The 22118-nt window shown below is 37.7% G+C and carries 20 protein-coding genes and 1 pseudogene; 4 read left to right on the forward strand and 17 right to left on the reverse strand.

The genetic code is table 11. The features are described from left to right. The 5 genes from L647_RS01000000123940 to L647_RS0109465 all read right to left on the reverse strand — a co-directional run. The coding region (locus L647_RS01000000123940) for a molybdopterin cofactor-binding domain-containing protein (protein ID WP_033024356.1) at positions 1–347 on the reverse strand (347 nt) is incomplete at its 3' end. Positions 348–359: 12 nt separating this feature from the next. After that, entirely contained in the window at positions 360–848 is a 489-nt protein-coding gene (locus tag L647_RS0109450; protein WP_024610921.1) for a (2Fe-2S)-binding protein, read from the reverse strand. A gap of 126 nt (positions 849–974) precedes the next feature. Beyond that, on the reverse strand, positions 975–1568 hold the full coding sequence (locus L647_RS0109455; protein ID WP_024610922.1) for a nucleotidyltransferase family protein: 594 nt from the start codon (positions 1566–1568) through the stop codon (positions 975–977). Further along, entirely contained in the window at positions 1562–2590 is a 1029-nt protein-coding gene (locus tag L647_RS0109460) for an XdhC/CoxI family protein (RefSeq protein WP_024610923.1), read from the reverse strand. The genes L647_RS0109455 and L647_RS0109460 overlap by 7 nt, the downstream gene beginning before the upstream one ends. Positions 2591–2750: 160 nt before the next feature. Next, complete coding sequence (locus tag L647_RS0109465) at positions 2751–3614, reverse strand: DUF6279 family lipoprotein (protein WP_024610924.1); 864 nt, start codon at positions 3612–3614, stop codon at positions 2751–2753. Positions 3615–4402: 788 nt separating this feature from the next. Here L647_RS0109465 and L647_RS0109470 point away from each other — a divergent pair. Further along, a complete protein-coding gene (locus tag L647_RS0109470) occupies positions 4403–5128 on the forward strand; it encodes a tetratricopeptide repeat protein (protein WP_024610925.1) in 726 nt (241 codons plus the stop codon). Between the two features lie 96 nt (positions 5129–5224). Here the strand turns inward: L647_RS0109470 and L647_RS0109475 are convergent, their stop codons facing one another. The 12 genes and pseudogenes from L647_RS0109475 to dnaK form a co-directional block, all read right to left on the reverse strand. Further along, a complete protein-coding gene (locus tag L647_RS0109475; protein ID WP_024610926.1) occupies positions 5225–6643 on the reverse strand; it encodes a coniferyl aldehyde dehydrogenase in 1419 nt (472 codons plus the stop codon). 256 nt (positions 6644–6899) lie between these two features. Further along, on the reverse strand, positions 6900–8375 hold the full coding sequence (locus L647_RS0109480; protein ID WP_024610927.1) for a DASS family sodium-coupled anion symporter: 1476 nt from the start codon (positions 8373–8375) through the stop codon (positions 6900–6902). A 9-nt stretch (positions 8376–8384) separates the two neighbouring features. After that, a complete protein-coding gene (locus L647_RS0109485; RefSeq protein ID WP_024610928.1) occupies positions 8385–9341 on the reverse strand; it encodes a porin in 957 nt (318 codons plus the stop codon). 176 nt (positions 9342–9517) lie between these two features. Then, on the reverse strand, positions 9518–10882 hold the full coding sequence (locus L647_RS0109490) for a sigma-54 dependent transcriptional regulator (RefSeq protein WP_024610929.1): 1365 nt from the start codon (positions 10880–10882) through the stop codon (positions 9518–9520). Beyond that, positions 10875–12644 carry a cache domain-containing protein gene (locus tag L647_RS0109495; protein ID WP_024610930.1) on the reverse strand — a complete coding sequence of 590 codons (1770 nt, stop codon included), beginning with the start codon at positions 12642–12644 and terminating at the stop codon, positions 10875–10877. The genes L647_RS0109490 and L647_RS0109495 overlap by 8 nt, the downstream gene beginning before the upstream one ends. Positions 12645–12815: 171 nt before the next feature. After that, the gene (locus L647_RS0109500; protein WP_024610931.1) at positions 12816–13079 is read right to left on the reverse strand and encodes a hypothetical protein; all 264 of its coding nucleotides are present in this window, start codon (positions 13077–13079) and stop codon (positions 12816–12818) included. A 451-nt stretch (positions 13080–13530) separates the two neighbouring features. Next, positions 13531–13782 (reverse strand): hypothetical protein, encoded by a 252-nt coding sequence (locus L647_RS0109505; protein WP_024610932.1) that lies wholly within the window; start codon positions 13780–13782, stop codon positions 13531–13533. 32 nt (positions 13783–13814) lie between these two features. Beyond that, positions 13815–14192: a response regulator gene (locus L647_RS0109510; protein WP_024610933.1), complete on the reverse strand. Its 378-nt coding sequence runs from the start codon at positions 14190–14192 to the stop codon at positions 13815–13817. 124 nt (positions 14193–14316) lie between these two features. Further along, a complete protein-coding gene (locus L647_RS0109515) occupies positions 14317–14721 on the reverse strand; it encodes a DUF1761 domain-containing protein (protein ID WP_024610934.1) in 405 nt (134 codons plus the stop codon). Between the two features lie 117 nt (positions 14722–14838). Further along, positions 14839–15304 (reverse strand): annotated as a pseudogene (gene ybaK, locus L647_RS01000000123945) (Cys-tRNA(Pro) deacylase). Between the two features lie 99 nt (positions 15305–15403). Further along, on the reverse strand, positions 15404–16543 hold the full coding sequence (gene dnaJ / locus L647_RS0109525; protein WP_024610935.1) for a molecular chaperone DnaJ: 1140 nt from the start codon (positions 16541–16543) through the stop codon (positions 15404–15406). Positions 16544–16745: 202 nt separating this feature from the next. Next, positions 16746–18665 (reverse strand): molecular chaperone DnaK, encoded by a 1920-nt coding sequence (gene dnaK / locus L647_RS0109530; protein ID WP_024610936.1) that lies wholly within the window; start codon positions 18663–18665, stop codon positions 16746–16748. Between the two features lie 241 nt (positions 18666–18906). Between dnaK and L647_RS0109535 the strand changes: the two genes are divergently transcribed. The 3 genes from L647_RS0109535 to L647_RS0109545 form a co-directional block, all read left to right on the forward strand. Next, complete coding sequence (locus tag L647_RS0109535) at positions 18907–19722, forward strand: thioesterase family protein (protein ID WP_024610937.1); 816 nt, start codon at positions 18907–18909, stop codon at positions 19720–19722. 346 nt (positions 19723–20068) lie between these two features. Then, positions 20069–21235 carry a PqiA/YebS family transporter subunit gene (locus tag L647_RS0109540; RefSeq protein WP_024610938.1) on the forward strand — a complete coding sequence of 389 codons (1167 nt, stop codon included), beginning with the start codon at positions 20069–20071 and terminating at the stop codon, positions 21233–21235. After that, the coding region (locus tag L647_RS0109545; RefSeq protein WP_024610939.1) for an MlaD family protein at positions 21232–22118 on the forward strand (887 nt) is incomplete at its 3' end. The genes L647_RS0109540 and L647_RS0109545, both read left to right, overlap by 4 nt.

The raw sequence follows: 22118 nt of genomic DNA on the forward strand, positions 1-22118 counted from the left end.
CCGCCGGTGACCATATAACCCCATTTTTCATGGGTATCTACGTACGTAATTGAAACTTTGTCCCAATCACATTCAAGTTCGTCTGCAACAATACGCGCTAATGCAGTACCTATATGTTGACCCATTTCGGCTTTTGCAATGCTTACTTCAATGCCACCATCGGTGTTCATTGTCCACCAAATTGTAGGTGAAAATGCTTGTTGAGCTATTGATTCTTTTGCACTTACCGAGCCAGAAAAGAATGCAGGGGCAAACGCCATAACTAAACCTGCGCTTGCAGTACCAATCATGAATGAACGACGGTTTAAATTAACGGTTTCACTATTTTTTTGAAATAATTTTTTCATTGTCGGCTCCAGTTAAGCGTCTTGTGCATTAGGATCAAAAATATTAACAACACTTTTTGACTCATCTGCTGCTCGTTGAATAGCCGTTTTAATACGTTTGTAAGCCATACAGCGACAATAGTTACCATTCATATGATTGGTTATTTCTTCGTCTGAAGGGTTTGGGTTAGTAGCAAGTAATGTAGCTGCTTGCATTATCTGACCCGATTGACAGTAACCACATTGTGGTACTTGTTCTTCAACCCATGCTTTTTGTAGCGGGTGTTCGTTATTTAACCCTTCAATGGTCGTAATATTTTTGCCTGCAATAGCGCCTACCGGTAATACACAAGAACGCGTTGCTTGCCCATCTAAATGCACAGTACATGCACCACACATTGCAATACCACAACCAAATTTAGTGCCTTTTAACCCAATTTCATCACGAATAACCCATAACAACGGTGTATCTTCACTCGCGTGTGATTCAATCACCTTGCCATTAATTGTAAACGTCACCATAGCTTGCCCCTTGATTAAGCTTTTTATAGCAACTCTTTAAACTATGCGTATAGTTTAAAGAGTTACTATAACTATTAAGAAATGTAACTATTGACCCATAGTTATATTTCTTTCATTAAAATATTTTTATCGCGTTTTATTCAAAAAATCATTTAACTGCGCTTGAGTATCTATATCTAAACTCGCGCATTTTAAATTAATAGTATTAACCTCTTCATCGGTGCAACGTAGTAAATGCTGCGCACCTTTATCTGTAGTTAAGTCGCTAAGCCTCGATAGATCAACCTTAGGAAATATCACAGGAACTCCTAAGCGCTCACCATAATTGGCGCACCAACGAGAAGGATGCCTTTTAAAGTTTGTAACCAACTCACTTAAATGCTTTGTAGTGAGCTCAACTTGATCAGCAAGTATAAATAAAATGCCATCTGGTTGCTGATTTTCTAAAATGGCTTTAGTTGCTGTCGCAATAGAGTCACCTAGGCCTTTATCCCACTGTTTATTTTCAATTAATTTAATGTTTTTATTATTTACGAGTATGTTTTTTACTTCTTTATGCCATGCGCCAGTCACTACAAACACAGGCGAGCTATCAAGTGCTTGTAAAATATTAACGCCATGTTCAATCATCGTTTGCCCAGCACCAAGGTCGGCGGTTAACTTACAACCATTGAATCGTGATGATTGCCCTGCCGCTAATATCACTTTTGCTATTAACACTTATCATTTCCCCAGTTACTTAACGAGGTCGCATTTTTGCTTGAAAGCACCGCGTGTATTTCACTAATTAGCGAAAGTGCAATACTCTCAGGTGAGTCACCACCTAAATTTAAGCCTACAGGACCAAATACAGGTGACTTTATTTGCTCAACTGAAGTGTTAGCCTGTGTTAATACCTGTGCTCGTCTATGTTTAGGACCAAGTAAGCCAATGTACTTAAAGGAAGTATCAGCGAGGGCAGCAAGTGCGCTCGCATCAAGTTCAACACTGTGAGCCATTAAAATAGCAGCATCTACTTTGTTTGCTAAACAGTACTCACGTAACTCACTTGGCGTAGTACGTAAAATAGCATCAGCATGTGTAAAGTACTGTCTTTTAGCATTTGCTGGGCGCGTATCCCATACTGTAACACTCCAACCAAGTTGTTTAGCGAATGTATAAACAGGCACTGCATCTGCTCCACCGCCTACAATAAGTATGTGAGGAGGTGGATAAATAGATATTTGTAATGACGTAGCGTTATTAATTTCAATTAGCTGAGCTTTTCGATTAATTGATAACCCTTGTTGCTCTGAATTTTGAGTAAACACCCCATTTCCCACAGGTACAATAGGGTCAATTTGCTGAAGATAACGTCCCGCAATATTATTGTTAAGTGCTTTGTTCATAAGCTCAAGCTGTAAGTACTCATTAGACTTATGAATCGGCTGAAGTAAAATATGCACTATACCGCCACAACCAATACCTAGCTGAAATGTTAAATCATCTTCATCTGTTGCATCGTAACTTATAGTTTTACTCGTTAACGTGCTCATTACCTGCTTAGCATGTCGCTGTATATCAGCCTCTAAACAACCGCCAGAGAGCATACCTAAGCGTTGCCCTAAACTCGAAATAAGCATCATTGCGCCTAACTTTCGATAGCTTGAGCCCTCAATTTTATATAACGTCGCCAAAACCCACTCTTGCTGATCTTTAAGAGGTGCCCAGCTATTTAATATGCTTTTTAAATCAGTAACCATAACTTTTACCTTAACAAACCATCATTTATTTTGATGATTACAGCCACGCTACGTGACAATTTTGAGATTCATTTAAATAACTACAAAAATTGAACAACAACCTTACTTCTACGTAACTTTATGTAACGACTGTATAGCAAAGTGATTGATTAATAATGTTTTAGCCCTCAATAATATCATTCAATGTATCGATTAGCTCATCAAAACGATCATTTACATTTTCACGTTGTTTGTCACTTAAAGTGGTATTTAACGTATATAATAAATCGACGTACAAATTAAGGTTTTCCTCATTAACTTTAAGCTGCACTGGACTCATGTACAATTCACGTTCTTTTATTACGGTACTTAATTGCTCAATAAACTCAGCTTGCAATAGAGTGGTACTTTCAAGCACTTCTTTAGCTGCATTTAAACGCTTTTGTTTGTATTCGAGCCACAGTTCACCTGAGTCCTGATGTTTATCGTTAGTTAATTTAATAAGTGTTTTTTGCTCAGGAGTAAGTTTTCCTAGCCATTGTTCGTAGTATTCTAATTGTTCTTCTAAACGATCTTTTTTACGTGCTATAAGTGTTTGCTCATTAAATTCATCTCGTTCTTCATCAATTTGTTCCTGAATATTATTTATAAGCTCTTTGCGCTGTAATGGCGTCAAAGTTAAACCTACTTCAGCCAAAGGCTCGTAAGCGTATTCAAGCAGGTTACGCCAATGCTTTTTTGCAAATACAATTTGGTTTTTAAGTTGCTCAGGTTTTATACCTTCGTTAAACAGTGATTTTATATTTTGTATATCTTGTTTATATGCTGGTAATTGAGTTGACCTGTGCCAGTGTTGCGTTGTTTCAATAATTTTTTTTAATTGTTTGTTTTGTTGTTTATTTAAATCAACATAATCATCAACCCAAAACGATGAAAGCCAACTTAAATTATTATAAGTAAATGAGGCAGAACAACTGCATAAAAACAACATGCTTATAGCTAAACCTGCACGTGTAAGCTTTTTCATTTTAGTGTTATTTAGCATCTCGTCCCTCGTTTTTATATTTATGTAGTTAACTGTAAATAAACTCATTTGATAATAGTTATCATTTAATGTTGACTTAAGCTTAAATCTAATCGATAATCGTTCGCATAAGCAAAGTGTAACGACCTCAGTGCCCTAAGGAAGAACTTACAGCAAGGATGCTGATATTAATTAAAGAAGACCGTGCCGCTTCGTGTTTATTGCTTACTCGACCCAAGTAATAACACAAAAGAGCACAATTACTTGCTACATTGCTCATATTAGTGACGGTTGATATGACTCAAAAAAGCCCTAACGGGCTTTTTTTATTTCTTTAAATTTTCTGTAATATCTGTATCTTACACTTCTATACTAAATGCATTTAATGCAAAAGCCTTATTTTAAACTATAAAATACTATATAGACCCGCTGAAACCTCATCGTCTTGCTTTTATATTTAAGCAAGCGTAAAACATATCAGTAGGCATTGCTTTTGCACCTGTACTTAAACGTTCCAATTAATCATTTAGCCCAAATATTAATAAAATAACGTTTAATTATATTAATTTGCATTAAATTAGTGATTCATTTTAACGCCTGGTTAATAGCTTAATATCAAATCAGTAATTACAAGATACAGTTTTTGTTGCCAATTACTCCTTAATTACTCTGCCTTATGTATTTGTGCAGCTGTACGAGAGTAGTTTAAAACGGTGATGATGAGTTACCTAATTTGCTAAAATGATCATGTTTTTAATAAAAATTTGTATTAATACATATTGCTACTCTTACTAATTGGAGACATTGTTATGTCACAGTTTAATTTAAAAACTTTAATTCTTGCTGGCGTTTTATTCGCGAGCCCTTTTGCTCATGCAACGTTAGAAGATGGCATTAAAGCCGCTAACGAAGGTTATTTTGAAGACGCACTAAAAGAGTTTGAATACCTTGCAGATAAAGGCTTTGCACCTGGTATTTATGAGCTAGCTAAACTGTATGAAGGTGGTTTTGGAGTAACGCGTGACTACCGTAAAGCGGCTCAACTTTATCAACAAGGTGTAAAGAAGAACCATGCTGATTCGATGTTTGCATTGGCTGTTTTATACAGTGATGGCAAAGGTGTAAAACTTGATAAGCAAATGGCCATTACTTTATTCGAAAAAGCAGCAAAGAAAAATTTACCAGCAGCACAGTTTAACCTAGGTGTTATGTATGCCAATGGTGATGGTGTATCGCTTGATTATGAACTTGCTAAAAACTGGTACGAAAAAGCGGCTGCTAATAATTACTCTCTTGCGCAATTTAACTTAGCACTTATGTATTTTGAAGGTTTAGGTATGCCTAAGGATCTAGAAAAATCATACATTTGGAATACCATTGCTGAATATAATGGCAATATGGAAGCAAACCATAGCCGTAAACTTGATGAACGTAAAATGCTGCCAAAAGAAATTGAAGAAGCTAAAGAAAAAGCTGATGCTATTTACGCTAGAATTTTGGCGGGTACCTATGCAGGTGAAGGTCGATTGTTTTAAGCTTTGTTTTTTACATTAAATAATTAAAAAAGGCTGAACTACTATGAAGTTAACTTCAAATGTAGATCAGCCTTTTTATTTTAAGTTTAAATAAAGTTAGCGAATATAAAGCCATTTTAATAACTTAATAAGTACCTTACTTTGTTTAAGTAACATGCCAATACGCGGATTAAACGAGCCTGAAACAAGCGTGTTTTTAGCATGGCTAAAGGTTAAAAACCCTTCCCTACCATGGTAATTCCCCATGCCAGAGTGCCCAACACCACCAAATGGTGCATCATCTGCTGTAACTTGCACTAGTGTATCGTTTACCGCTACTGTGCCGCTAAGCGTTTGTTTAATAATGTATTCTTGGGCATGTTTATCTTGACCTAAAATATAAAGTGCTAATGGGTGATGATGACGCTTTATGTAGTCAACCGCATCATCTAATTTGTCATAACTCATTATTGGCAATATTGGTCCAAACAACTCATCTTGCATTAACTGCATCTCATCAGTTACATGCGTAACAATGTGTAACCCCAAGCGATGCTTATCTGCATCTTGTTGATTATGGTCAAGCGGTTTAACAATACTCGCACCGAGTTGCTCTGCTTGTGCTAAATAGCCGGTTAAACGCTGGTAATGTGAGTCACTAATAATTGATGTTAAATTTTTGCCTTCAACACCATCTTTAAAATGCTTTTTATATAAGTCACATAATTGTTGGATAAGCTGATGCTCAAGCGCTTTTGGGACAAATACATAATCGGGCGCAACGCAAATTTGCCCTGCATTCGCCATTTTCCCAAATAACAAAGCTTCTGCTGCTTTTGCAATATCAGCTTGTTCAGTAATAATAACAGGCGATTTACCACCTAACTCCAGTGTTACAGGTGTTAAGTTACGACTTGCCGACGCCATTACTAATTTACCAACGCCTGTTGAACCCGTAAATAGTAGGTGTGCAAATGGGAGCGATGAAAACTCAGCAGCTACATCGCTACCACCTTGTATTACTTTGCAATGCTCCTGCATTTCGTCGTTAAATAGCTTTTCGAGTACAATATTTGTATGAGGTGTAAACTCGCTCAGTTTTAGCATTACTCTGTTACCAGCCGCAATAGCTGTTATAACAGGCACAATCGCTAATTGAATAGGGTAATTCCAAGGCGCTATAACACCAACGACCCCTTTAGGCTGATAAGTTACGCTGACCTTTGAAGGCCATAAACTTAAACCCACTGATCTATTACTTGGTTTTGACCATTTTGGTAACTTTTTTATTATATGGGCAATTCCCTGCACTGTCGGCAATATATCACCCAGTAAGGTGTCAAACGCAGTTCTGTAACCAAAGTCTTTTGATGCTGCTGCAACGAGTTCTTCTTCAAGGTCTACAACACGCGCTCGCAACTTTTTTAGAACAGCAATGCGCTCCTTAATCGATAAGTACGGGGTCGCTAAAAAAGAGTTTTGTAACTCATCAAATTGTGTAATTAAAGAAGCAGTGTGTGATGTGTCAGTGGTCAAAATAGATTGCTCAGCTTTTAAAGTTATACGAGACTATAACCTTGTTCTGTTTCTCGAGCAATAACACTAATTTGCTTGAAAGCGTAATATATAACTTGAGTTTTTAAGGGTAAATCTACCCTAAGCAACTCTTTTGAACACTAATGGCGTGAATTTAACTGAAATAGATTGGATATAAAGAGTAGCTTTGCTTTAAGTTATAACTTTAAACAAAACTACTCTGATATAGGTTGGTTGGAACTAATTTAGTACAGTTTTAAAAGCCAAATACTTGGGCTGCAATCGTCATTGTTACAAGTGTTATTAAAACAATTGCGACGATGTTTAGTACAAAGCCTGCTCTTATCATGTCGCGCATTTGTATTTGCCCTGAGCCAAACACAATCGCATTAGGTGGTGTTGCTACAGGCATCATAAATGCGCAACTACACGCAATAGCAGCAGGAATAACCCATACAAGGGGTGAACCTGTTATCGATTCAGCAACAGGGCCTAATAACGGTAAGAAACCTGCAGCGGTTGCTGTATTGCTTGTAATTTCAGTTAAAAATGTAATTAAAGCAACCACAACAAGCACACTCATAACAAGAGGAATCGCACTTGCGCCTTCAATCATGTGAGCAATAAACTCAGCAAGACCTGACGATTTAATTTGAGATGCAAGCGTAAGTCCGCCCCCAAACAATAATAATACACCCCAAGGCACTTGTGAGGCATTTTGCCAATCAAGAATACGCTCATCACTGCCTTTATTAGCAGGCATTACAAACAGCAGTAATGCCGCAGCAATTGCAATTGTAGTATCTGAAATTTTAAGACCGGTTATATCACCCAATAAAGGTCTAAATATCCAGCAAAGTGCAGCAAGCACAAATACAAACAATACGCCTTTTTCTGCGCGTTGCATTATTCCAAGCTTTTTTAACTGTTCAGAAAATACCGCTTTGGTATCAATTTTTTGATTATCTTTAGCATTAGCATCTACTTTATACGCAAACTTAGTAAGCCAAACCCAGCTAATGATTAGCATACTTAAAGAAAGTGGTACACCTACAATCATCCATTGAGCAAAGCCAATTTCTATCTGGTAGCTATCTGATAAGTAAGCAGCCATTAATGCATTAGGCGGTGTGCCTATTAATGTAGCAATACCACCAATGCTGGCACCATAGGCAATTGATAACAGTAAGGCTTTCCCAAAACCATCATTTTCAGGGTCTGATTGCTTAACCAAATTAGTAATTGAAAGTGCAATAGGCAACATCATTACGGCTGTCGCAGTATTAGACATCCACATAGATAAAAATGCAGTAACAAGCATCATAGCTAAAATTTGTAAACTTGGTTTTTTACCCGCATATAACATGGTGCTTAATGCAATACGTTTATGTAAACCCCAACGCTCCATAGCAATTGAGATTAAAAATCCGCCTAAAAATAAAAAGATTAACGGGTGTGCATACGGCGCAGCCACACTTTTTATTGCTGCTATGTCAGCAAGTGGTGATATTACCAGTGGTAGCAATGCAGTTGCCGGAATTGGTACAACTTCACTTACCCACCACGATGCCATCCAAAACGCTAAACCTGCGGTTTTAAATGCCGCAACCGACATTCCTGTTGGCGGATCAAGTAAGCATGTTAATAGCATTACTAAAGGGCCCAGTACTAAAAAAAGCCATTGAAAATGTCTGTTCTTATCTGGTTCTTGCGTCAATATATTATCTGTCATAGCTAGCCTCTAAAACTTGTATTTAAGACCAAGCGCAACACTGCTGTCGTCTTGTTCTTCTAAATTAAGATCGGTATATAAAAGATAAGCTGTAGTTTGCTTATCAAATACATAATCAAGGCCTGTGCTCCATTGCGTTGCCTCAGATGCTTGACGAAGAGTTGAGTCATCTTTAGCAAATTGAATTTTTGGCACCCACTTATCGAGGGCATAGCTTGCACTTAATACGTAACCATTGCCCGACTTTGTGCCATCTACTGATTCTGAATGTTGGTATAACGCACCAAGTTGTAATTGTTCGAACTTATAAACACCGGCAATTCTGCTTGCAGTAATATTATTAAGTGAATCAACATGGCTTAACGATAAGTAATATGGCGTATTATTTAAATTACGATCACCATAAATAAGCGTAGCAGCAAAACCTGCTTCATTATCTTTATTATCGTCTTTAGGAGCGTAGGTAAATGAAAACTGCGTATTATACCAATAGTTTGAGGTGTAAGTTATTGTGTCACCGAGGCGGTCTTGACCAGCAATAACCTGTGCCATATCGGCTTGAGTTTCGTTAAAGTTATCGAGTTTACCTTCAGAGTATTTAAAGCGAGTGTCGTTACGACCTACAACAACTTCACCAAAAGCACCTTTTAAACCTAAGTAAGTATTACGTGCAGTAAAAGGCTCTTCAGTATCATCTTCTTCAAAACCTTTAACTTGTACTTCATATTTAAAAACAGCACTTAAATATTCGTTAAGTTTATGATCGCCCTTAATACCAATACGCGAATAAGGCGCTTCTATTTGTGTGCCTTTTTCAGCGTAACGCATAATACCGGTGTCAGTATTAGCAATTTGTACTTCGGCTTTACCATATACAGTGTAATCAACGGCTAAAGCAGTATGCGAAAATGTGGTTAAGCAGCTTATTGAAGCTAGATAAATAGTGGTGTGTTTGAAATTTATCATTGTGTGTCCTAATTATTAGAATCTACTTATTGTCGGAACTTACTAAGCAAGCACACTGCCAATGATATAAAACTTATTTATTTCATAACCTTAAAATTAAACATGTACTTTATTTACACATCAATGTGCGAAATCCCACACACTAAAAAGCAAGGCTTGTCACTTTATCCACACATTTAATCGATAAACATATCGCGGTTAAGGCTGTATTTACTCATTTTATCGTAAAGGGTTTTACGCGCAATTTGCAATGTTTCCATAGTATTTTTAATACTTCCATGGTTTCTCTCAAGTGCGTCTTCGATAAGTGATTGCTCATAAAACGATACTTTTTCAGATAGACTTAAATCCGGTGAAAGCTCACCTAAGGTTTGTGTTTTTGTAACCGAAAACGCAAGTTCAACACCTAATAATACAGCGCGCTCAGCTTGATTTCTAAGCTCTCTCACATTTCCTGGCCAATCGTAAGCTAATAAACGCTGCTGTAATTCACTGTTTAAAGGTGCTGGAGCTTTATGATAACGAGTCGCTGCTATTGAGCTAAAATGTTTAAACAATAAAAGTATGTCTGCTTTTCGCTCTCGTAAAGGCGGAATATTTACTTTAACTAAGCTCAACCTGTAATATAAATCAGCTCTAAACTCACCCTTTTCAACTAACGATAGTAAGTCTACTTTAGTCGCTGCAACAATTCTTATATCTAAATCAATAGCTTTATTATCACCTACGGGGGTTACTTTTCGCTCTTCTAATACACGTAATAACTTAACCTGTAACGACATGGGGGTGCTTTCTATTTCATCTAAAAATACCGTACCGCCTTGTGCATATTCAAACTTACCTTTTCGACTTTGCGTAGCACCCGTGTATGCTCCACTTGCTGCGCCAAACAGTTCGCTTTCTATCAATTGTTCGGGTACTGCACCACAATTAATAGCAACAAAGTTACTGCTTGAGCGATTACTCTGATCGTGTAAATAACGTGCTACAAGCTCTTTGCCTGTGCCCGTTTCGCCTTCAATCATTACATCGGTAGGCGTGTCTATAACGGTATTTAGTAAATGCATCATATGCTGCATTTTAGGTGTATCACCCAATATACGAACGCCTGGCGCTGAGGTTTTTTGCACTGCAAGCTTTAACGCGCGATTCTCCATAACAAGGCGGCGTTTATCACACGCTCTTGCTAAACAATCGAGTAAATTTTCGTTAAGAGGCTTTTCAAATAAATCGTATGCACCTAACTGCATTGCTTTAACGGCAACAGATACATCTGCATAACCGGTTAAAAATATTACCGGCAGCTCGCTGTCAAATGCGGTTACTTGCTCCAGGAGTGTTAATCCATCCATAACGGGCATATTAATGTCGCTAAGTATAATGCCCATAAAGCGCCTATTGAGCTTGCTCAAAGCGGTGCTTGCGTCATTAAAGCACTCTACAACATAACCCTCGAGTGTTAGCAGTTGCTTAAGCGAATCTCTTATCATCGCTTCATCATCAATGACGACGACATGTTTACACAATGTGTTATCAATCATTTTGATTTTCCTGAGTAGGCGTGTTTTCAATATTTGCTTGATTGCTTGGCTCTTTACTCGACAGGCTAATTATAAATTCAGCGCCGCCTTCTAATCGATTATGTGCACTTAAACAGCCATTAAACGAGTCGATTATTTGCTTTGATATAGATAAACCCAACCCTAAACCATTACTTGATTTAGTACTGTAAAAAGGTTCGAACAAATTACCAAATGCATGTTGCTCAATGCCCGCGCCAGTATCTAATATCGATAATTTCACACGCTCTTCAAAACATTCTAAGTGAAAGCTTAAGTTACGTACAATAGCGCCATTCATAGCTTGGCTGGCGTTAGTAATTAAGTTAACAAGCACTTGCTCAAATTTAAGTGCATCAACCCATACCACAACTGTTTCATCAAATTTAGGAGACTCTACTTGCACGTTGTCTTGCTTTAATTGCGCGCTCGAAATCATTAAAGCATTATTAACAAGCCCTGCAAGGGGATAGGGTCTAAGCTGCATATCAGAAGGTTTACTAAAATGTTTAAGCTGACCAACAATTTGATGCACGCGTTCAACTAACCCTTCAATAACAATTAAGCTCTCATTAAGTGCTGTAACATTGCCTTTTGCAAGTAAACGTTTTGCAGAAGCTAAATAGGTATTAATAGCACTCAATGGTTGATTTATTTCGTGATTAATACCCGCGCTCAGTTGCCCTATTGTCGCAAGCTTTGCTGATTGCACTAATGCAGTTTGCACTTTTTCGAGTGCTTGGGTACGCTCAACAACCTCAAGCTCTAGGCTGTGCCTTGAGTACAATAGTTTTTTATAGCCTGCAAAACGGGTAAGTAAACTGTAACCAATAATAATAAGTAAAGTATAAATAATGAATGCCCAAAATAAACGAGGAACTTGTGCTGAATTAACTTTAGACACATCAACAAGTAGGTTCATAGTGGCATTAAAATAACGAAGTGGCATAGATGAAGTAACATATAGCGCTTTATCTATTTTAAAATGTGGAATATTTTCACTCGTAAATTGAAGCTGCTTAATATATTGCGGTTGGTGATCGAGATAGGCTCTGCGTAACTTAATATCACGGCGTGCTTCAATGCCGAGCTCTGTAAAACTGTTTAAACGCCATCCCTCAATATCAGACATTGCAATAACTTCATCTGCTAGCTGTAAATAAAAGTGACTGCCTTTTGAGGTGTTTAATAGCTCTCGGTCGTTTTCGAATTTACTTACATTCACTTTTAAAACAACAACTCCAATAGCTTTATTATCTTTATATACCGCCTGAGAAAAATATATACCACGCTCTTTAGAGCGCATACCTAAAGCAAAATATGCTACTTTTTCACCCGCAAACGCACGTTTAAAGTAAGGTCTAAAAGCAAAGTTGCTGCCCAAAAAAGTATAATCTGCTTGCCAATTGCTGCTTGCTGTTACAGCTCCTTGAGTATTAAGTATAAAAATATCAGATGCGCCGCTAGCTTGTTGAATATCTGCAAGGTAATTATTAATAACGCTATAGTGTTGTTGCTCGCCACTGACAAAATTAATCATAAGCTCATTGTATGTTAATAATTGCGGAATAGCAGAAAAACGAGCAAGTTCAGTATCAATATAATGATTTAATTGTGTTACTTGGCGCTTTGCTTGATAGGTTGCTTGTTCAACATCATGAGCGCGACCGATCCAGAAGGTTGATACCAATATTAATATTAGTAATATACATATGGTGATTATTTTTTTTGAAAAAGAAAACATGGCTCGCCTACAAAAATAGCCTAGATAATTTTTAGGGCGCTAGTGTAACGACTTATTCTTTATAGAGATATAAACTTTTTGTTAACAAATACATCAAGAATGTATAAAAACAAAAATCGCCGTAAATAAAGGTATTTACAGCGATCTATAAAAAACTAAATCTATAATTTATTAACTTGCAGCTAAAGTAGATTTGTTTTTTGCGTATTTATATAAGCCAATTAACGAAGCCGCAATCCAAAATATTTCTATAACAAAGCTAGCCAAATTAAAGTTATAACACAGGCTAATTAATAATAAAATTGCCCCTGTTAAATTCATTATATTGTACATTAGGCTGGTCGGAGAAGTCTTACCAAGCTGTAATAAAAAGAACGAACCAACAACCAAAAAGGTGCCAGCCATACCTATAATGTCAAACAAGAGTGCTATCACGAAACTATCCTTTATCCATTTTTTAAATAACCCAAAAAACTGGCCCAATCCATGGGGAGGGTATTTTTTCATTCATTGAAACAGCAAAACCGGGCGATTCTAACAAACTGCTTAAATCGAACAAGGATAAATGTCCTGCATATAATCATAAAAGTGTATTACTCAATAGTTTACTAATATAAGCACTGATAATGTTTACATAACACAGGTAGGGCATATTAAAATAGGCGTAATGGTTACACTAGTTAACCTGAAATAAGGTTAAGTGATTTACTAGATACTGATTTAAAAACTTAAATATTAAAAATTTTAGTAGGAGATTTTTAAAATAACAGGGGAAATTTGAGCATCAATAGCTAGTTTATTGCAATTGCTTTTAGCACCGTTAGCACCGTTAGCACTGAAAAATAGTCACTGGTATAAATTTAACATTCAAGTTTGAGGTTAGCGACTATTTAAACGTAACTTTACCGCCAATCATCTTATAAGCAGGTACACCTCGAATTACAGTTGTGCGTGCAAATTGACGCTCACAGCTAGGGCAAATACCAATTTGTTGTGTATAGTTTTGTACAATACGCTCAACAAAACACTTAATAAGCGCGCCCTTTCCTCCTTTGCGGTAAGTATATAATTGAGTTTTACATTGGCTACAAAAGATATCGACTGTTCTCGAAGGTCCTTTTTTATTCGGTTTAGCCACTACACACTCCACAATCTACAATCTATTTAAAATTAGGTTTTATTCATTTTTCCAATAACGATGTTTAACTGGGTAGACAAAACATTTAAATTGAATGGCTTAATTATAAAACCTGAAACGTTTGCCGCAATTATTTCTTTTACACGATCACCGTTATCCTCGCAGGTCACCATTAGCACAGGTAAAGAAGCTAATTTAACATCATCGCGAATACGATTTAGTAAGTTTTTACCATCCATTTTTGGCATGTGTAAATCTGTGATCACTAAATCAAAATGCTGTTGGTGAAGCAAAGTAAACGCTTGAATGCCATCAGTTGCTTCAACAATATCGTCATACTCTAACTTTCTGAGCATATTTATTAGTACGTGACGCATTAACGGCATATCATCAACAACCAGTATTTTCATACGCTTTACTACCACTGGTTAAAATTTTAAGTATAAATAAACGTTAACTTACTAATATAAAACTATCAAGAAAAAAGTATAACCCGTTATTATTCATTACAATTTAACCTCAATATTTATCAAACTATGACCAAAGCTCTAAAACTAAGCCCATGATAGAGAACTGCAATATATGATAACCACTGTTAATTAAAAATAATTTAGCCGGGCGCTGTTCAAAAATACAATTTAAGCCTAATGAGCTACTTACCCAAAATAAGCCGATAGCAAAACCAGTAAAAACGCCTTCACCTGTACTTATATCAGCACCTAAAAAAAGAGACAGAGTAAACGCTGATATTAATGCAAAAATGAAACTTCCTACAAATATCCAATTTGGGTTTGCCGATTGTAAATCAAGCTCTGTTAAACCACAGCTTTCCAACCATGCTTGTTTAAACATTACTTTTGAATACCACACACCACGAAGCATAAATGAGGAAAGAGCAGCTATTAATATTGCAAAGTAATCAACATCATTAAAGTTCATCTTGCTAGCCGTAATTATTGCACTCAGAAGGTCTTAGACTGTAGTTAACAATTGTTAATGCAGCAAATATAACGCTTATAATTATCCCAAAAACGACTCAGCTTGATTTTAAAAGCATTAAAAATCGCCAAATTTAGCATTCGTTAATAAGGCTAAATCAGCTGGTTTTAAGGCTACTTCTAAGCCTCGCTTTCCTGCACTAACGTATATGTTTTCAAACTGTGATGCGCTGCTATGCATAAAGGTTGGTAAACGCTTCTTTTGACCTAATGGGCTTACACCCCCTAAAATATAACCAGTGCTAGTTTGTACCTTTTGAGCGGCAGNCAGCCATAGCCACTTTTTTAGTACCACAACACTTTGCAAGTTGCTTTAAGTTAACATGCTGAGATACCGGTGTAATAGCAACGATTAATTGCCCTTCGTGCGTTTCAAGAACAAGGGTTTTGTATACTTGTTCGCTATTTAGATTTAGCTTTTCTACCGCTTCAAGCCCGTAATGGCTATTACTTGTATCGTGCTCATAACTTAGTACATCAAAAGGAATTTTTTGTTTTTTAAGTAGCTCTATTGCTGGTGTCATACTATCTAATCGTGTTTTTATTAACAGTAACAAAAATTAAGTTTAAAGCAAAAAAAACGACGCTAAAAGCGTCGTTTCATTATTTATAATAATTTAAATTTACTTAGTTAAATCATCAAAAAACTTTTTAACACCATCAAAAAAGCCTTGCTCTTTAGGACGGTTTTTTGAGCTGTCTGTGCCCATGCTTTCATCTAGTTCTTTAAGTAGTTCACGTTGACGCTCGTTAAGATTAACTGGCGTTTCGATTACTACTTTACAAATTAGATCGCCTTGAGCACCACTGCGTACAGACTTAACACCTTTGCCACGCATACGGAACATTTTGCCCGTTTGAGTTTCAGAAGGTATTTTAAGTTTTGCACGACCATCTAGTGTTGGCACTTGAATTTCGCCACCAAGACCCGATGTTGTAAAGCTAATTGGCACTTCACAATATAAATTATTCGCTTCACGTACAAATATTTCATGTTCACGAACCGACACTTGCACATACAAATCGCCCGATGGCGCGCCATGCATACCGGCTTCGCCTTCGCCAGTTAAGCGAATACGATCACCTGTATCAACGCCTGCTGGAATTTTAACTGAAAGCGTTTTAGTTTTCTCTACACGACCCTGACCATGACAACTGTTACAAGGATCAGAAATAATTTGACCTTGACCCTGACACGTTGGACACGTTTGTTGTACAGCAAAGAAGCCTTGGCGCATTTGTACTTGGCCAGCACCATGACACGTTGTACATGTTTTAGGTTTAGAACCAGCTTTAGCACCACTGCCGTCACATGGTTCACAACCAACCCATGTTGGCACTTTAATTTCAACTTCTTTACCACGAACCGCTTCTTCTAAGCTTAAGTCCATGTTATAACGTAAGTCAGATCCACGTTGTTGACGAGATTGGCGTCGACCACCGCCGCCCCCAAAAATATCACCAAATACATCACCAAATACATCACCAAAGTCGCCCTGACCGCCACCAAAACCACCGTGACCACCGCCGCCACCTTGTTCAAAGGCTGCGTGACCATGTTGGTCATACATTTGACGCTTTTGATCGTCGGTTAAAATTTCGTACGCTTCTTTAACTTCTTTGAATTTTATTTCGAGATCTTTATCGCCTGCGGTACGATCTGGATGATATTTCATCGCTAAGCGTTTATACGCTTTTTTTATGTCTCGCTCACTCGCATCTTTGCTTACGCCGAGGACTTCGTAATAATCGCGTTTTGACATATCTATCACACTACTCTTTTCTATTTGCAGCGTAGGCTGCTGGATAAACCGATAAATCGCATCGATTTATCATTGAATTTTTAAACCTTGAATACATGCAAAAGGCGCGACAAGCTATTGCTCGCGCGCCTCAATTGTTCATCCTAACCTAAACACCTAACTGAGTTAAGTGTTTTTGGCTAGCGAGAAGCGGTAGCAACAATTACTTGTCGTCTTTCACTTCTTCGAACTCTGCATCAACAACATCGTCGTCTTGCTTAGATGATTGCTGTTGCTCGCCTGCATCTGCTGAACCTTGCTGTGCTTTCGCTTGAGCAATTTCCATCAGTTTTTGAGACTTTTCAGCAAGAGCTTGAGTTTTAGCTTCAATCTCTTCTTTATTGTCGCTCTTAATTGCAGCTTCTAAATCTACAACAGCAGCTTCAATCGCTTCTTTGTCTTCGCTTGGTAATGCATCGCCAGCTTCTTCAACTTGCTTACGTGTACCGTGAACTAAAGCGTCAGCTTGGTTACGAGCAGCTACAAGTTCTTCAAACTTTTTATCGTCTTCAGCATGTGCTTCTGCATCACGAACCATCGCTTCAATTTCGTCATCGCTTAAGCCTGAAGATGCTTGAATCGTAATCTTTTGCTCTTTACCTGTATCTTTATCTTTAGCAGATACATGTAAGATACCATCGGCATCAACATCAAATGTTACTTCAATTTGCGGTGTACCACGTTGTGCTGGACGAATACCTTCTAGGTTAAATTGACCTAGAGATTTATTGTCGCTTGAACGTTTACGCTCACCTTGAAGTACATGAATTGTTACAGCAGATTGATTATCTTCAGCTGTTGAGAACGTTTGCGATTTCTTAGTAGGAATCGTCGTATTTTTCTCAATCAATGCAGTCATTACTGAACCCATTGTCTCAATACCTAGAGATAATGGAGAAACGTCTAGTAATAGTACATCTTTAACGTCACCAGCAAGTACACCACCTTGAATTGCTGCGCCTACGGCTANTACTGCTTCATCAGGGTTAACATCTTTACGAGGTTCTTTACCGAAGAACTCTGCAACGATTTTTTGTACTAAAGGCATACGTGTTTGACCACCAACAAGAATAATGTCGTTGATGTCGCTTACTGATAAATCAGCATCAGCAAGTGCACGTTTAAGTGGTTCAATTGTTTTAGTTACTAAATCTTCAACTAGTGACTCAAGCTTAGCGCGTGTTAGTTTCACGTTCATGTGCTTAGGACCAGATGCATCAGCAGTTACATACGGAAGATTTACTTCAGTAGACTGTGCAGATGAAAGTTCAATTTTTGCTTTTTCAGCAGCTTCTTTAACACGTTGCATTGCAAGCGGATCATTTTTAAGGTCTAAGCCTTGATCTTTCTTGAATTCAGCTACTAGGTAGTTGATTACACGGTTATCGAAATCTTCACCACCTAAGTGAGTGTCGCCGTTTGTAGCTAGTACTTCAAATGTGTGCTCGCCTTCAACTTCATCAATTTCAATGATTGATAAATCGAAAGTACCGCCACCTAAGTCATATACTGCAACTACGTTTTCGCCACGGTTTTTATCCATGCCGTAAGCAAGTGCCGCAGCAGTTGGCTCATTAATAATACGTTTAACTTCAAGACCCGCAATACGACCAGCATCTTTTGTTGCTTGGCGTTGTGAATCGTTAAAGTATGCAGGTACTGTGATTACGGCTTCAGTTACTTCTTCACCTAAGAAGTCTTCAGCTGTTTTCTTCATTTTTTTCAGTACTTCAGCAGAAATTTGTGGTGCAGCGCGTTTCTCGCCGCCCGCTTCTACCCATGCATCACCGTTGTCGGCTTTAACAATTTTAAACGGCATGATGCCGATATCGCGTTGTACTTCTTCGTCTTCAAAACGACGACCAATTAAACGCTTGATTGCAAATAATGTGTTTGTCGGGTTAGTAACCGCTTGACGTTTAGCAGATTGACCTACTAATGTTTCACCGTCTTGCGTATAAGCAATAATAGACGGGGTTGTGCGATCGCCTTCCGCGTTTTCAATAACACGTGCTTTGCCACCATCAAGTACTGCAACACAAGAGTTTGTAGTACCTAAATCTATTCCAATAATTTTACCCATGAAATTTCTCCAACTTCAATATTCGTTAAACGTTCGATGACTAGTAAATAGGGTTGCTCCAAACTTATTTCAACTGTAAAAATGAAAAAAAATTCATTTTTTATGATTTATTTACAAAATAACCCTAATAACTGTAAGGAATGACTGTTTTTGAAGCGCTGGCAGTGACTTTTAATTACTGGTCTGACAAGTTTCTCTGTGTTATAAATTTACTAAATCGCACTTATTAAGGATATCTACCATGTATTTTGATCACTTACTTGAGCAAGCAGCAAAAATTGGCAAAGCACAAAGTACAGAACAACTAACGGCTACAATGCAATTTCCAGAAAACTGGTGCCAAGGCAGAACGGCTTTTGGTGGCCTTTCTGCTGCGCTGCTATATCAAGCAATAAGAGGTAAGGTAACGGAGGATCGTCGTTTACTGTCTTTAAGTACTAATTTTGTAGGTCCTTTACTTGCCGACACGCCTTTTTCTTTATCGGTTGAAATACTACGCCAGGGGAAAAGCAGCACTCAAGTACTTGCTAAAGCAATTCAAAACAATCAAGTCTGTGTAATAGTACAAGCATGTTTTGCTAAAAGTAGAGAATCAGCAATAAATGTACCTGTATCAAAATCACTAAGCTTAAAACCAGTAAATGAGCGCCATACTTTACCATTTGTTAAAGACCAAATGCCTGCATTTTTTCAACACGTTGATTTATGTCCACAACAAGGCGCTATGCCATTTAGCAGCGCAGAAACCTCTCATTTAGGTGGATGGATGCGCTTTAAACATACACCAGAGCAAATAACAGAGGCCCATGTTATTGCGCTTACTGACGCATGGCCGCCAACACTTTTACAAATGTTTAAACAACCCGCTCCTGCAAGTAGCATGTCGTGGTATTTAGAGTTTGTTCAAGAACCAAACTTAACACCTGGGGAATGGCTAGGTTTTGAAGCAATCACTCATCATTCAAAAGATGGTTATGGATTAGAGGATGGTTGTATTTGGTCGCAATCAGGAGAGTTAATTGCACTAACACGCCAAACTGTAGCGTTATTTGATTAAACCCCTTTAAATGCCCAAGTAACTTTTAAGTGGTTAAGCCTTAATGACTAAACTTAACCCTTTTTACTGCGCTACTTTCTTGCCCCTACTTCACTTAATTATTAAGCGGGCTTTGTATAGCAAGTCAGCTTAATGAAGGTGTTAAATTATAATGACTACGTAATTAATGTGAGTTTAACGCGCAGCCTTTGTATTCAACTAAGTACGAATTAGATTTTCGCGTTGTATTAATGCAGCAAATATAGCAAAATTCAGTAACGTCACTTTATATTAGGTTAACAATTTGCAAACTGTATGCCCTTGCTGCGACCTAATTGTTGATATCCCTCGCATCATTGCAAAACAAATGGCTATATGTCCGCATTGTCATCATAAATTGTGCGAAGCTGATGTTAATCATGATAACCGTATTGTTGCGCTTAGTTTTAGCGCTTTACTAATGCTTTTAAGCAGTGTTTTTTACCCGTTTCTTTCATTTAGTAGTAGCGGAATAACACAAACGATTACCCTACCCGATGCCGCGCGTATATTGTTTAATTACGACAGTGAATTACTCGGCTTATTTATAGATTTAAGCATTATTGCTCTGCCTATGAGCTTACTGCTTATTTTAATACCTTTGCATCTTGGTGTATTAAAAACACTACCACAAGGCATTGCTAGGCGACTCCTAAAATTTACACTTGCTCTAGAGCCTTGGATCATGTCGGAAATATTTTTAATCGGTGTGCTCGTAAGCATGGTTAAAATTATGTCGCTTGCTGATATTAGCTTTGGTATTAGCTTTTGGGCTTATGTAGGCTTTGTTATTTTATATATAGCAGCGCTTGCCCACTTAAACCGTCCTCGATTATGGGCTCAAATTAAGCCAATAAAAATACTTGAAGGTGCTCAGCATGCAAAACGTGCAATTGATGAAAACATAAAGGCATGCCATGTGTGCCATCAATTATGTAGCGGGAATGTTTGCCAGCGTTGTCATACAAAAACACATGTAAGAAACCCTTATAGTGTGCAAAAAGCGGCAGCTTGGTTAATAACCTCTGTTGTTTGCTATATTCCAGCGAACATTTTACCAATTATGCACACCACCAGCTTAGGAGACGAATCGCCCTCGACTTTAATTGGCGGTGTAATCACGCTATGGAAAAGTGGCTCGTACCCTATTGCAACGATTATATTTTTAGCCAGTGTGGTTGTCCCACTCGCTAAAGCATTTGTACTGAGCTTTTTATGTATCATGGTTGCAAGACCCGCTAATAGCCACACAAAAGGTTATACCCGTATTTATCAACTAACTGAATTCATAGGTAAATGGTCTATGATAGATGTATTCGTGGTTGCTATATTAGTTGCCTTAGTTCAATTGGGTAATTTAATGTCGGTAACTCCTGGTTTAGGCATTGTATTTTTTACGATTATGGTAATATGCCAAATGATGGCTGCCCACGCCTTTGACCCACGATTACTGTGGGATTCACCTAAAAACAAAACTTCAGAGACTAAAGCATGACCGAAACAGCCGAAATAACAAAAGAACCTAAAATCTCCGCCATCTGGATCATTCCGGCTATTGCGCTGTTAGTGGGTGTTTGGATGCTGTATCAGTATCAGTCGAATAAAGGACCTACTATTTTTATTGAGATGCCTCAAGCAGAAGGCATTATTGCGGGTAAAACCGAAATAAAAGTACGCAGTGTTAAAATAGGTCAAATAGATCATGTTCGCCTATCAGACACGCAAGACAGCGTAATTGCTAGAGCCCAAATAGATAAACACTATAACGAGTTATTAACTGACGATGCCAAAATGTGGGTAGTAAAACCCCGCATTGATGAAACCGGTATAAGCGGTATGAGCACCCTTTTATCGGGTGTGTATTTAGAGTTTTCGCCTGGTGAAAGTAAACAATTAAAAGAAAAATTTACATTACAAGACGAACCCGCACTTATTGGTAAAGACGTTAAAGGTGGGCGCTTTAAGTTACTAAGCTATAAAGCAGAAGTACTTGATGTAAGTACAGGTATATTTTTCAAAAACTATAAAATTGGACAGATAGAAACCGCTACATTTGATTGGGAAAACCAAGCAATGAAATACGGTATTTTTATTAAAGAACCGTATCAAAACCTTATTACATTAAATTCTATTTTTTGGGTTAATGCCGGAATCGAAATTGACCTATCTGCCGACGGAATTAATATAAATACAGGTTCGTTAAGTAAACTTTTAAAAGGTGGTATATCTGTTGGTTTGCCTGAGCAACAAGCCCCTGGCGATATAGCAGATGATGGTTATAGCTTTTCACTAAGCCAAAGCTATAAAGAAGCACTTGAAGAGCGCTTTTATGACTTTGATTACTACCTTATTGAGTTTGAGCAATCTATTAGAGGCTT

Source organism: Pseudoalteromonas sp. TB64 (assembly GCF_000498095.1).
Lineage (GTDB): Bacteria > Pseudomonadota > Gammaproteobacteria > Enterobacterales > Alteromonadaceae > Pseudoalteromonas.